12 protein-coding genes and 1 riboswitch are annotated in these 12,533 nt (G+C 49.9%); of the genes, 2 read left to right on the top strand and 10 right to left on the bottom strand.

The window, feature by feature from the left end; translation table 11 throughout:
- The first annotated feature begins 28 nt into the window (after positions 1-28).
- On the top strand, positions 29-1,573 hold the full coding sequence (locus ACZ45G_RS27765; protein ID WP_464173832.1) for an adenylate/guanylate cyclase domain-containing protein: 1,545 nt from the start codon (positions 29-31) through the stop codon (positions 1,571-1,573).
- 31 nt (positions 1,574-1,604) lie between these two features.
- Positions 1,605-1,710: riboswitch (TPP riboswitch) on the top strand.
- A gap of 87 nt (positions 1,711-1,797) precedes the next feature.
- Entirely contained in the window at positions 1,798-3,075 is a 1,278-nt protein-coding gene (thiC, locus tag ACZ45G_RS27760) for a phosphomethylpyrimidine synthase ThiC (RefSeq protein WP_464173831.1), read from the top strand.
- Between the two features lie 61 nt (positions 3,076-3,136).
- Here the strand turns inward: thiC and ACZ45G_RS27755 are convergent, their stop codons facing one another.
- The 10 genes from ACZ45G_RS27755 to nifK form a co-directional block, all read right to left on the bottom strand.
- Positions 3,137-3,319, bottom strand: coding sequence for a hypothetical protein (locus ACZ45G_RS27755; protein WP_464173830.1), 183 nt, complete (start codon positions 3,317-3,319; stop codon positions 3,137-3,139).
- Positions 3,320-3,512: 193 nt separating this feature from the next.
- Complete coding sequence (locus ACZ45G_RS27750; protein WP_464173829.1) at positions 3,513-4,505, bottom strand: YhdH/YhfP family quinone oxidoreductase; 993 nt, start codon at positions 4,503-4,505, stop codon at positions 3,513-3,515.
- Between the two features lie 123 nt (positions 4,506-4,628).
- Positions 4,629-5,048 (bottom strand): hypothetical protein, encoded by a 420-nt coding sequence (locus ACZ45G_RS27745; protein WP_464173828.1) that lies wholly within the window; start codon positions 5,046-5,048, stop codon positions 4,629-4,631.
- Between the two features lie 25 nt (positions 5,049-5,073).
- Positions 5,074-5,346 carry a hypothetical protein gene (locus ACZ45G_RS27740; RefSeq protein ID WP_464173827.1) on the bottom strand — a complete coding sequence of 91 codons (273 nt, stop codon included), beginning with the start codon at positions 5,344-5,346 and terminating at the stop codon, positions 5,074-5,076.
- Positions 5,347-5,390: 44 nt separating this feature from the next.
- The gene (locus ACZ45G_RS27735) at positions 5,391-6,566 is read right to left on the bottom strand and encodes a homocitrate synthase/isopropylmalate synthase family protein (protein WP_464173826.1); all 1,176 of its coding nucleotides are present in this window, start codon (positions 6,564-6,566) and stop codon (positions 5,391-5,393) included.
- Positions 6,563-6,871: a (2Fe-2S) ferredoxin domain-containing protein gene (locus ACZ45G_RS27730; protein WP_464173825.1), complete on the bottom strand. Its 309-nt coding sequence runs from the start codon at positions 6,869-6,871 to the stop codon at positions 6,563-6,565. Before ACZ45G_RS27730 ends, ACZ45G_RS27735 begins: the two co-directional genes overlap by 4 nt.
- A 15-nt stretch (positions 6,872-6,886) precedes the next feature.
- Entirely contained in the window at positions 6,887-8,200 is a 1,314-nt protein-coding gene (nifB, locus tag ACZ45G_RS27725) for a nitrogenase cofactor biosynthesis protein NifB (RefSeq protein WP_464173824.1), read from the bottom strand.
- A gap of 30 nt (positions 8,201-8,230) precedes the next feature.
- Positions 8,231-9,622 carry a nitrogenase component 1 gene (locus tag ACZ45G_RS27720; RefSeq protein ID WP_464173823.1) on the bottom strand — a complete coding sequence of 464 codons (1,392 nt, stop codon included), beginning with the start codon at positions 9,620-9,622 and terminating at the stop codon, positions 8,231-8,233.
- Positions 9,623-9,703: 81 nt separating this feature from the next.
- Positions 9,704-11,113 carry a nitrogenase iron-molybdenum cofactor biosynthesis protein NifE gene (gene nifE, locus ACZ45G_RS27715; protein WP_464173822.1) on the bottom strand — a complete coding sequence of 470 codons (1,410 nt, stop codon included), beginning with the start codon at positions 11,111-11,113 and terminating at the stop codon, positions 9,704-9,706.
- 35 nt (positions 11,114-11,148) lie between these two features.
- Positions 11,149-12,525 (bottom strand): nitrogenase molybdenum-iron protein subunit beta, encoded by a 1,377-nt coding sequence (nifK, locus tag ACZ45G_RS27710; RefSeq protein WP_464173821.1) that lies wholly within the window; start codon positions 12,523-12,525, stop codon positions 11,149-11,151.
- Positions 12,526-12,533: the final 8 nt, after the last annotated feature.

Below are 12,533 nucleotides of genomic sequence, written 5' to 3'. Positions count from 1 at the left end.
AAATAATCAGAAGAATGTAAGAGAGACCATGGTAGCAGACAAATTGATTAAAAGCAGGTTCCAGTATTTACATATTTCCAATGATGTACTTTTTGGCAATATGATAGCGGTTTTTCTTGGTGACTGCCTGACCCGTATTATGTTTATACATAGGGCTGGAGACGCTTCCCAAGCCCTTTTGAGTCTGGCCCATTCTTTGAATATTTTTTATATTATCGTTTGTGTGGTGGTGATGTCCGTGATCACCATCTGGTATGAACGGCCCATCCGCTGCTGCCTGAAAGCGTTTTACCGGGGCTATGATCCAGATCCGATTCTGCTGGAAAATGCCCGTCGCCGGTTGCTCAATGAACCCTATATGATCGTGATTTTGGATATGGCTGCCTGGGGTTTGGGGTTCTTTCTTTTTTGGATCATTGGCTCTCCGGCCGGTGGGATTGCTATTGCCAGCGGTCTGATCACCATGACCCTGGCCTTTTTTTGGGTGGAGCATGTATCCCAGCATAATCTAGTGCCCTTGTTTTTCCCTGAAGGGGATTTGTCAAGGGTGCAGGGGGTTAGAATCATCAGTGTAAAGATCCGGTTTGCTGTCCTGATTTTTGCCGTGTCCGTGGTGCCCCTGGCGTTTATCCATCTGACCATCCATCAATTTAAACAGATGCAGATGATGGATGAAATGACCCTGATCATGCTGGTCAGCCGCATGGAAGAAACCATTGCCCGGGAGAGTTTTTTGTTCATGGGGGTGGCCATTTTCCTGTCCTGGTTGGTGGCCCATAATACGAGGCGGCCCATCGTGGAGATTATCCGGGTCATGGGTCACGTGAAACAGGGTGACTTTTCACAAAAAGCAAGGGTGTTCAGCAATGATGAGGTCGGATTTGCAGGAGAGACACTCAATGCCATGACCCAGGGCTTGAGGGAACGCGAATTGATCAAAGATACCTTTGGCAGATACGTGGATGCAAAGATCCGGGATGAAATTCTCCGGGGCCGGGTTCCCCTGGATGGAGAATTAAAAGAAGCGACCATTTTGTTTGCGGATTTAAGAAATTTTACTCCCCTGGTGGCGGTGACGCCCCCCAAGGAATTGATTTATGTGCTCAACGCCTATCTCAATGAAATGGCGGAAGCCATTAAGGAAAATAAGGGGCTGATTCTTCAGTTTATTGGGGATGAAGTGGAGGCGGTGTTTGGCGCACCTGTATATGAGCCCGGCCATGAGCTTTCAGCCGTTAAAACAGCCCTGGCCATGCGCCTTCGTCTTGCTGGACTTAATAAACGGTTTGCAGAGGAGGGAATTCCTCCAATTGCCCACGGGGTGGGAATTCATACGGGTTTTGTCCTGGCAGCCAACATCGGCAGTGCAGATAGATCCGCCTACTCTTTGATCGGGGACACGGTGAATCTGGCTTCCAGGATTCAGGACCTGACCAAGGAGTTTAAGACCGATATCCTCGTCAGTGAGGCCGTTCAATCTTTGTTATCGGATCTTTATGACTTCGAACCCATGCCGGAGACCATGGTCAAAGGTAAACCGGATCCCATCCGGGTGTTTTCTTTGAACTCTTGACTGTCCGGGGAAATTTGTATACCATCCGGCTTTAGTTCACTGGGGGTGCTTAGATTAGCTGAGAGAAGTTCGCAAACTTCAACCCTTAGAACCTGATGCGGTTAGTACCGGCGTAGGGAAAGTGGTGTTTGTTTGCAAGTCGTTTCTTTCATTTTTTTTTCCCGCTGTTACAATTTATACCCGTTCAGGACAAAAACATAATCGTTTTGCGTTTTGGAGGTGTTATGAAATATACAACACAGATGGATGCTGCCAGAAAAGGAATCATTACCCCCCAGATGGAGCAGGTGCTTGAGGTTGAATCCATATCCCGGCAGGATCTTTTGGACAGGGTTGCCAGAGGGACAATTGCCATCCCGGCCAATAAAAATCATTTTGGCCTTAAGGCTTGCGGTGTGGGTGCCGGTCTTAAAACCAAGATCAATGTGAACCTGGGGGTTTCAAAGGATGCCTGTTCTTTTGATGGGGAAATGAATAAGGCCATGTTAGCCCTGGAATACAAGGCCGATGCCATCATGGACCTGAGTGTGTCCGGGGATACGGAAAGTTTCAGAAAACGGTTGGTTCGGGAGGTGCCGGTGATGATCGGCAGCGTTCCCATCTATGATACCCTGACCCGGACGGGAAAACCCACCCACAAGATCACTCTGGACGACTGGTTTAAAACCGTTGAGATCCATGCAGAAAACGGGATCGATTTTCTCACTATTCATGCCGGTCTGAACCGAAAATGTATGGAGAGCATACGGACCAATCCCAGGGTCTGCGGTATTGTCAGCCGCGGCGGTGCCATTCTTTTTGAATGGATGGAAAAAACCGGGAATGAAAATCCTTTTTACGAGTATTTTGACCGGCTTCTTGCTATCTGTGAGCAGCATGATGCCTGCATCAGCCTTGGGGATGGCCTTCGTCCGGGTGCCATTAAGGATTCAACCGATGCCCCCCAGATCCAGGAATTGATCACCCTGGGGGAACTGACAAAACGTGCCTGGGCAAAGAATGTCCAGGTGATGATTGAAGGGCCGGGCCATGTCCCCCTCCACGAGGTGGAGATGAACATGAAACTTCAGAAAAAACTCTGTCACAATGCGCCTTTTTATGTGCTGGGGCCTTTGGTCACCGATATCGCACCGGGATATGACCATATTACCGCTGCCATTGGCGGGGCCCTGGCCGCCATGCACGGGGCGGATTTTCTTTGCTATGTCACACCGGCGGAACATCTGCGGCTTCCCAGCCTTGAAGATGTCAAGGAAGGGATCATGGCCTCAAAAATTGCTGCCCATGCAGGGGATCTTGCCAAGGGCATACCCGGCGCGGACAGCCAGGATCTGACAATGAGCAGTGCAAGGGCAGCCCTGGACTGGGAAGGCCAGTTCGCAGCTGCCATTGATCCGGGCAAAGCCCGCGATTACAGGGAGTCCTCCCAGTCATCCGAAGAGGGTGTCTGCACCATGTGCGGTGATTTTTGTGCCGTGAAACGGGTTCGGGATCTTTTGTAGATTATATGGGAAAGATCAATTCCCTGCCAAAAAATATTTTGGCAGGGAATTTTGGGAAGGGTTATCCTGCTTCATATGTGCAGGATGTAAAATCAATTTCTTCTCCGCATTTGCTGCATTTGTGAACTTTTTCAAATTCATCGGAGAAAATTTCCTTTGGTTCACCGCATTTGGGGCATTTGCAGGTGAAGGACTTTAGATTTTTAAAATTTTCAAAACCTGGACAATGTTGTGGTGTAGTCATGGCGATCTCCTTATTGTTGTCTGTTAATATGCATAAACACAAAAAACCATGGATCGACTTCTAACAACTGGTATTAATTGAGCATCTGGTGATAAATAGAGAAGATTTTTTTGATCTTCCCCATGTTCATGTCTACCAAATTTGGGGGGATTGTCAATACCCGGATTTCACTTTATTATTGCAATGGAGGGGATTATCCCAGATCTACAAGAGTTCTGCCCCGCAGCTGTCCCTTGAGTATTTGTTCAATACGGGCCCCAAGGTTTTCAAGACTCACCCGGGTTACCATGCTTTCCAACATCTTGGGTTTCCAGTCTGTTGAAAGATGTTCCCAGAGGGTTTGGCGCAAGGGCATGGGACAATGCTGGGAGTCAATACCGATTAACGAGACTCCCCTTAAAATAAAGGGAAAAACATTGATGGGCAGGTCCGGGGAAGCGACGTTGCCGCAGCAGGTAACAACGCCCCAGGCATCGGTGGATTTGATGGCCGTGGCCAAAATATCGCCACCCACGGTATCAATAACCCCTGCCCAACGGGGTTTCAAAATAGGGGGACCGGTTTTTTCAAGAAATTTTCCCCGGTCAATGACGTTCTTAACCCCCAAACCTTCCAGGAATCCGGTGTCGGGTTTGCCTGATACCGCATCAACGGTATATCCCAGTTTAACAAGTATTGCGCAGGCAAGGGACCCCACTCCGCCGGTGGCACCGGTTACAAGAATGGGCCCCTGGTCAGGTGTTACCCCGTAAATCAGTCGTTCAACTGACATGGCAGCTGTAAATCCTGCCGTGCCGAGGATCATGCTTTGTTCTAAGCTCAGGCCCTTGGGCAGGGGCACTACCCAGCCGGCAGGGACACGGATATACTGGCCAAAACCGCCGGCGGTATTCATGCCCAGGTCATAGGAGGTCACAATGACAGCGTCTCCTTTTTTAAAGGCCTGTACCTGGCTTTGTTCCACAATGCCTGCCGCATCAATGCCTGGGGTGTGGGGATATTTCCGGGTTACCCCTTTATTGCCAGAGGCAGACAGCGCATCCTTATAGTTCAGGGAAGAATACTTCACCCGGATGAGGACCTCCCCCTGGGGCAGATCGTCAACGTTCGCCTCTTTCACGGCGTGGGAAAAGTTCTTGTCTGAAGTTTCTTCTACGATAAAGGCCTTGTATTTTATCTTTTCCATACCACCTCCATATGATTTTAAAAATAAGATATTCAATTCATAGTATGGCTGGAAAGATAAGTCAAATCTTTGGATTGGCCTTTGCTGCCAACCAGGTGCTTGGAACCGAATCCGGGACGGGAATCAGGGGGAACAGGTCTGGTGGGCAATTTCTGCAATTTCTTCGATGGCCTCTTTTAATTCCTTGAGAACCGTTTCACTGGGATGGCTGCGGTGATAATTTTCTATGGAACAGATGCTTTGGATACTTTCATGCTTTAGTATTCTGGCTTTAAGGGAGGGGGCAATGGGCATAACCCTTTCCAGGCCAGCGATGAGGTCCGTATAGGTATGGTTGTCCGGCAGATTCTTATGATATCCGGATATGGCCATGATATACCCCTCCAAAGACATGGAAAGAAGATTGTATCTTAAATCCGTTCCAAACCGACTTTTTTTACCCGTGGGGGTTGCCGCCTTAAAATATTGGTCTCCGTTATTCAGCCAGGTCATCCAGTCCGGGGAATTATCCTTTTCCACTCGTGGTTGTATTTGTATGGTCATCTTTTATTTTTCCTTTATTATAGGGTTAGGCAGTCTTTTTGTCAGCTCTGGTGTGGCTCATGCAAAGAAGATCCCACCAGGCTTTAAAAGCCCGAAGGTCTTCTGCCTCTTCAGGTTCCTGGCAATTGACCAATTTCATGGAAAAAGCTTCTTCAAATTCATGGGATGAAAATTTGAGACTTTCATTCATCAAAATCAAAGAAAATTCAACTGCACTTGGCGCTCGGTTCAATGCGCTTCTCAAACCGGAATCTTTCTGTGCTCTTTTAATAAAAGTCAGGGCATTTGCAATGGTCATTTGTTCTCCTTTTTTCGGGGTATTGATAACGCTTTCCATTACCATTAAACCGTTTGCCAGGTCCTGTGAAGTTGTTTCAACTCGTTTAGGGACAGGGCTTTTTTTTGTTCCAGAGCTTTTTGTCTGATAAGGGGCAGCAGTTGCCGGGCATCTCGTTTGCTCAGTGATATCCCCTGGGTGTTGAGGAGGTGGCGGATACCGGCTGTGCCCGAGTGATACCCGATGACAAATTGGCCGGCCTGGTTTCCCACAAGTTTGGGATCAAACAATTGATAAGAGCTTGAATCTTTTAAGAGCCCGGCACAATGGATTCCCGACTCATGGGAGAAGATTCTAGTGCCCACCACCGGCTTTGACGGGGCCAGGGTTTGGCCGGACAGTTCTGCCACCCGAAGGCAGAGCCGGGTCAAACCTGACAATTGAATATTTGACCGGTGGGGGCCCACGCCGAACAGGGCCATGGCCGTCTCTTCCAGGGGGGCATTGCCTGCCCTTTCCCCCAGGCCGTTAACGGTCACACTCAGAGATTGGGCCCCGGCATCCACGGCGGAGACGGCATTGGCCGTGGCCATGCCCAGATCATTGTGTCCGTGGAATTCCAGGGAAAGTCCGGGCAGGGTGGTTAACAGGTTCGAGACCATTTCCATGACCATGGCAGGGCTTGCCATCCCCACGGTGTCTGCGATGCGAAGCCTGTGGACGCCGCAGTCAAGGGCAAGGCGTGCAAATTGAGTTAAAAACCGCCCTTCTGTCCGGGTGGCGTCCTGGGCTCCCACCGAGACATGATCAAAATGGCGTTTGCTGTAAAGGACTATCTCCTCCAGGGTATCCAGGGCCCAGGCTTCGTCCTTATCAAAGGTTTTTAACAGAATGGACGAGGTGGGGAAGCTGATGTGTACCCCAGGCGTGTTGCAGGCTGCGGCAAGGTCAACATCCGCTTTTTTTGCCCGGCACCAACTGGTGAGGGTGCAGGGAAGACCCAGTTGAACAAGATTTTTTATATCCTGGCAGGCCATCTCCCCCATGGCGGGGATGCCTGCTTCGATTTCATCAATGCCGCATTCTGCAAGGCTTTTGGCAATTTCTTGCTTTTCTTGTGAGCTAAATACCACCCCCGGGGCCTGTTCCCCGTCCCTGAGGGTGGTATCCACCATCCATATTTGTTTTTGGCAGATCCGGTTTTGTTGGATCTGTTTTAGATGTTTCGGGGGCGGGATCATTTTAATTCATATTCCGTGGCAACACCGCCGTCTTCCATGGCATCGAGAATGGTATCAATGGCATCTTCACTGTCCACCCCGCCATACCAGGTGTTGTCCGGATAGACCACCATGACAGGGCCCTCATCGCAGTATTTAAGGCAACAGGTGGAAGAGACGATGACATCGGTCATTCCCCGGTCAATAATCTCATTTTCAATATAGGGCAGAAAGGCGCTGGATCCTTTTTTGTGGCATTTTCCCTTGGTTTCTCCGCTGGGACGGAAACTGGCACAGACCAATATGTGTTTTTCAGGCTTGTTCATTTTTTCTCCTTTTTTTTACATGCACCCCATTCCGGTTCCCCGGCATTCTTCGCCGCAACTGCTGTGTTCCCGGACGAGAAGGTGGCTGATATCCTGTTCTTTTTTCAGGGCAGTGATGACCGAATCTATCATGCCGTTGATTTCCAATATTTTAATTCCTCGCTGGGTAAGAATTTTTCTAGGCGCCGACCCAATCCCGCTTACCAGGAGCTGATGGCAGTCTTTAATGGTGTCTGCCACGGCAAACCATCTGAAATCTTTTCCCCCGGGTTTTGACAACCGGCGCTTTTCAATCATCACCGGGGTTTCATTGCTGATATCATAGACGCTTAAAGTTTGTGCCTCCCCCAGGTGTTGGTTGATCAACACCCCTTCCCGGGTGGCCACGGCAATATAGGGTCTGTCAAGCACTTCCTGTGTTTCCTTTGCCGGTATCTTTTTCTTTGGGGTCCAGGTTGATTCCGGGAATGGCTTGGGAGCAGCGGCAATTTCAACCAACCGGTCCATGAGACGGGTATCGGTTGCTTCATCCAGCCGTCCCACGGCATCTGCCCGGCATCTTTTGCAATGCAGCATCTGGGGAATATGGGCCTTGGCCGTATTCTGGATTTTTTTCATTACCTCGGTGCCGGGCTCTTTTAAATGGGATAAATTGGCCCCTTCATTGGGGAAATAGGCCATGCAATTAAAGAGATCCACGTCCAGGGTTGCCATTTTTTTGGCAATCTCTTCCACATGAAAGTCATTGATCCCCGGCAGGACAATGGTGTTTACCTTGACGATGATGCCCCGGTCTTTCAATCCTTTGATGGCTTGAAGCTGTCTTTCCAGCAAAAGCCGCGCCCCCATTTCCGGCCCCAGGGTTTTTTTGTTGTCCCTGACCCAGGCGTAGACCTTTTCTCCTATCATAGGATCCACAGCATTGACGGTAATGCTCACATGGCTGACATCGAGGGCTTTCAGGTCATCCAGGTAGGGGGTGAGGTTGAGACCGTTGGAGGCCACACACAAGAGCATATCAGGATAGGTCTGGCGAACCAGCTGCAATGTGGTCATGGTCTGAACCGGATTGGCAAAGGGGTCTCCCGGTCCTGCAATGCCCACAACCGATATGCCTTCTTTAACAGCCATTACCTCTTCAAGATAGGCCATGGCCTGATCCGGGGAGAGAATGGAACTTGTAACTCCGGGCCGGCTTTCGTTTACACAGTCAAATTTCCGGTTGCAAAAATTGCACTGGATATTGCAGGCAGGTGCAATGGGGAGGTGAACGCGGCCAAAGCTTTTGCATGCCTTGGGATTAAAACAGGGATGGTTTGAAAGCGTCATTGTATTTCCTTTTCTTAAATTTTCTTTTTTCTACATATAAGAATAACCAACGGACGATTCTGCCTGGCTTTTGTGCAGAAGGGTGTTGATGATGGTGTCAAATAAGTTCTGGGCGCCCTTGTATCCGATGTGAAGGATGCGCGATCCCCCCACCCGGTCATGGATGGGAAATCCCATGCGCACCAAAGGGATATTGAGCTGTCTGGCCATGGCATATCCTTTGGAATTGCCGATTGCCAGGTCCGGCTCCAGGTTCCGGGCGATCTCTTCCATCTGGGTAAAGTCCATATTGTCCTGGATGGTCATCTGGTCAAAAATCCGTTCCGGGATATTGGCCTTCAGGGCTTTTTTAAGGTGTCCGCTGTGGCCTCCGGAAGCGCAGAGCACCGGGATAATGCCCACTTCTGCCAGGAATCCGGCAAGGCTTGCGACAAAGTCCTCTTCTCCATAAATGACGGCCCGCTTTTTGGAAATATATTTGTTTCCATCCACATAGGCGTCCACCAGCCGCCATTTTTGTTTTTTATATTTTTCCGGCGTGGGTTTTCCGGTGATGGTTTCCATATGTTTAAAAAACCGATCACAGGCTTTGACGCCCATGGGAATTTCCATGCGGGTGCAGGGGATATTGAACCGGTCGGACAGGAGGGCCCCGGCACTCTTTGTGCCCTTCTCCACCATGAGAGAGAGGATAGACCCCAGTTCCAGGCTGTGGGAGGCCACATGCATTTTTTCAATGACGCCAAGGGGAGTGCCCCCTTCCTGGATGGGCTGATATTCAAGCCAGGAAGGTCCTTCCAGCCGTTCTGAATAATCCGGGAGGATGGCGTGATGGGTTTTAAAATCCTCAAATATTTCCTTTAAATGTCGGATGTCTTCGTTGGAGAGCATCCCGGGGAACACATTGATGGTTCGTTTTTTTTTTGGTTTATAGGCTTGCCGTTTGTTGGCCGGGTTAAACCGGTCCACCACGGCTGCCACGGCCTGGTGAAATCCATCCATGTGGGTGCCGGTATAGGAGGGCGTTGACACATGGACAAGGGCTGTGCCATTGATGGTGTCGCCTATTTGGGCGAGAATCATGGACACGTCATCCCCGATGGTTTCACTCAAACAGGTGGAGGCAATGCCGATCATGGCCGGGGTGTATTGCCGGGCGACATTTTCAATGGCCAGTTTCAGGTTGGCGCCCCCGCCAAAGATGGCGGTCTCTTCGCTGAAATTGGAAGAGGCAATATCCACGGGTTCTTTAAAGTGGCTGATCAGATATCTGCGCATATAGGTGGAACATCCCTGGGAACCATGGAGCAGGGGAACGGTTCTTTCGATACCCTGGAATGCCAGGGCAGCTCCCAGGGGGGTACACATTTTACAGGCATTCTGGGTAGCTGTATAGTGTTGTGTGGTCTTGGTCTGGGTCATGGGTTTGTCCTCTCTTTTACACAATAGGTTACACAATAGGTTACACAATTGGTTATAGGGTTGATTCTATAATTGGTTTCATCATTTGTTTAGGAAAGGCTTAAGCGCAACAGCGTCAGCACGCAGTTTACCGGCCCGTCTGGGAACCAGGTCCCAGATGGGGCTGGTCACGGTTTCATGAACTTCTTTTGCAAAGTTTTCCATGCCGATGAACCCGGCCAGGGGGATTTTTCTTTCATGGTTGTGGTCACAGAACCCCACGCCCATCTTATAGGCAATGGGCCGTTCCTTTACGCCACCGATGAACAGATCGGCATCTTTTTCTATGACATATTTGGCAAGTTCCAGGGGGTTGGCATCGTCCAGAATCACCGTGCCGTCATTGCACATCTCTCGCAAAATTTCGTAATCTTCCGGGGTGCCGGTCTGGGAACCGGCCAGGATCACTTCCATCCCCAGGGTTTTAAGTGCCTTGATCAGGGAGAAAGCTTTGAAGGCCCCCCCAACATAAATAGCGGCTTTCTTCCCTGCAAGGTCTCGTTTATAGGTTTCTAATCTGGGAATTATCTGGTTTACTTCCCGTCTGACAATCTCCTGGGTCTTTTCAAGAATGGATGGGTCCTTATCGAAAAAGGCGGCCACCTGGTAGAGGGCATCGGCCGTGTCTTCAATGCCAAAATAGGAGACACGGATAAACGGAATTCCATGGGCCTTTTCCATCATTTTAGCAAGTTCGGTGACAGACCCCGAGCATTGGACCACATTGAGGCAGGCCCTGGCAGACCCGGCTATTTCTTCTACCCGGCCGTCCCCGGTGAATACCGATACTACCTTTATTCCCATTTCTTCATAGTATCGTTTAATGATCCAGGTTTCCCCGCCAATGTTGAATTCTCCCATGATATTGATGCTCAAGGGAATCTTTTCCGGTGAGGGAATATCTTTGGGATTGTTTCTTTGAATCAGGTTGAACAATGCGTCGCATGCGGCTTTATACCCGTCTTTTTTGGTACCCTTAAATCCTTCCGAGTGAACCGGGATGACCGGAATGTTTACACGGGCTTCCACTCGCCTGCAAACCGCTTCCACATCATCACCGATAATTCCCACAATACAGGTGCAATAAATAAAGGCGGCCTTTGGGCTGTATTTCTCAATCAATTCGTACAATGCGAGTTCAAGTTTTTTTTCTCCGCCAAAAACCACATCTGTTTCCGACAGGTCCGTGGAAAAACTCATCCGGTGGAGCTGGGGACCCGAAGAAAGGGCGCCCCTGATATCCCAGGTATAGGAGGCGCAGCCAATGGGACCGTGGATCAGGTGCAGGGCATCTGCAATGGGGTAAAGTACTACCCGGGAGCCGCAGAAAACACAGGCCCGCTGGCTGACAGCCCCTGCCAGGCTTTTTTTCTCGCAGGTCATGTCAAATTTTTCAGACCCTTTCTGAAAAATTTGCCCTTGTCTCGCTTTTAAAACAGATATGGATTCCATTTGTTTATCCTTTGTTTATCCTCTGGCTGTCTAATCTACATTACCAGTTCAAATTTTTCTTCCGGGGCATCCCGGTCCAGCCGATCCATGAGCACATCCAGTATTTTTTCCAACAGCCGGATCCCTCCCTGGTACCCCAGGGTGGGAAAATAGGAGTGGCCCACCCGGTCGGTGATGGGAAATCCATACCGGACAAAGGGAATATCCTCATCCCTGGCAATGTATTTGCCGTAGGTGTTTGCCATGAGCAGGTCCACCGGTTCATTTTTAATCCACTGGTGGAGCAGGAACATGTCGCCGGAAGCCCGTACATTGACCTCATAATCCAGGTGGGCTGTGATCTGCCTGATTCTTTTTTCAAAAGATTTTCCCGGGGTGCCGGTCACAATGTGGCAGGGTTTCATACCCATGGAGACCAAAAATTCGGTCAGAGAAATCAGGTGATCCGGATCACCCACCAGGGCAACTTTTTTCCCGTAAAGATATTGGTGCATGTCCGAGATGACATCCAACAGCTGTCCCCTTTCCCGGGTAATCGTATCGGGGACACAAACGCCGGCTGCTATTCTAAGGGCATCCACAAACCGGTCCGTTGCCAGAAGGCCGATGGGCAGGTCCAGAACCTGGCAGGGAACTTTAAATTTTGTGTCCAGGGCCCTGACGGCATCGGCCGAGGCAATGGGTCCCAGGGCAAGACTTCCGATGCTGTCGCCGGTGCTTTTGAGTTCCTCCACGCTGACCCCTCCCTTGGGAAACATGGAATATTTTCCGGTCAAAGGTCCGTTGAGGATTCCCGAGGTATCTGGAAACATAATGGAATCAATTCCCAAAGTTGTGACCATGCGTTTGATTTCCGTCATGTCCGAGGGTTCCACATAGCCGGGGACTATATTGAATTTATTATTGGAGACGCCTGTTTTTTTTGCAAACTGGATTGCCATAGCTTTGGTCATGTTGGAAAATCCGGTCACATGGGACCCCACATAGGAGGGGGTGGCCGCATGGATTACATATTTTCCTTCGGGGACTTTTCCGTCCTTTCTGGCCTTGATGGCAATCTGGTTAACATCATCTCCTATGGTTTCGGACAGGCAGGTGGTGTGAACTGCAATGAGGTCGGGTTCATAGGTGGTAAAAATATTGTCAATGGCCTGGACCAGGTTTGCCTGGCCCCCGAACACGGAGGATCCTTCGGTAAATGAGCTGGTGGCTGCCATGATAGGTTCCCGGTAATGGCGGGTCAAGGCAGACCGATGGTAGGCGCAGCACCCCTGGGACCCGTGGCTATGGGGCAGGCATCCCTGAATCCCTAAGGACGCGTACATGGCCCCAATGGGCTGACAGGTTTTGGCCGGGTTAACGGTCAAAGAGCTTCGTTCTAATATTTCTTTCTTGGTATGTCTGAGCAGCATTTGTTTTG

Source organism: Desulfoconvexum algidum (assembly GCF_055382125.1).
Note: the sequence above shows the minus strand (reverse complement) of the source record. Positions and strands in the feature narration are given on the sequence as shown.

Bases quoted from the DNA above. Each gene is read 5' to 3' on its own strand.
- ACZ45G_RS27720 (WP_464173823.1), bottom strand. From the start codon at position 9,622: ATGACCCAGACCAAGACCACACAACACTATACAGCTACCCAGAATGCC.
- nifK (WP_464173821.1), bottom strand. From the start codon at position 12,525: ATGCTGCTCAGACATACCAAGAAAGAAATATTAGAACGAAGCTCTTTG.
- ACZ45G_RS27755 (WP_464173830.1), bottom strand. From the start codon at position 3,319: ATGACTACACCACAACATTGTCCAGGTTTTGAAAATTTTAAAAATCTA.
- nifB (WP_464173824.1), bottom strand. From the start codon at position 8,200: ATGACGCTTTCAAACCATCCCTGTTTTAATCCCAAGGCATGCAAAAGC.
- ACZ45G_RS27740 (WP_464173827.1), bottom strand. From the start codon at position 5,346: ATGACCATTGCAAATGCCCTGACTTTTATTAAAAGAGCACAGAAAGAT.
- ACZ45G_RS27735 (WP_464173826.1), bottom strand. From the start codon at position 6,566: ATGATCCCGCCCCCGAAACATCTAAAACAGATCCAACAAAACCGGATC.
- ACZ45G_RS27750 (WP_464173829.1), bottom strand. From the start codon at position 4,505: ATGGAAAAGATAAAATACAAGGCCTTTATCGTAGAAGAAACTTCAGAC.
- ACZ45G_RS27745 (WP_464173828.1), bottom strand. From the start codon at position 5,048: ATGACCATACAAATACAACCACGAGTGGAAAAGGATAATTCCCCGGAC.
- ACZ45G_RS27730 (WP_464173825.1), bottom strand. From the start codon at position 6,871: ATGAACAAGCCTGAAAAACACATATTGGTCTGTGCCAGTTTCCGTCCC.
- ACZ45G_RS27765 (WP_464173832.1), top strand. From the start codon at position 29: ATGGTAGCAGACAAATTGATTAAAAGCAGGTTCCAGTATTTACATATT.
- thiC (WP_464173831.1), top strand. From the start codon at position 1,798: ATGAAATATACAACACAGATGGATGCTGCCAGAAAAGGAATCATTACC.
- nifE (WP_464173822.1), bottom strand. From the start codon at position 11,113: ATGGAATCCATATCTGTTTTAAAAGCGAGACAAGGGCAAATTTTTCAG.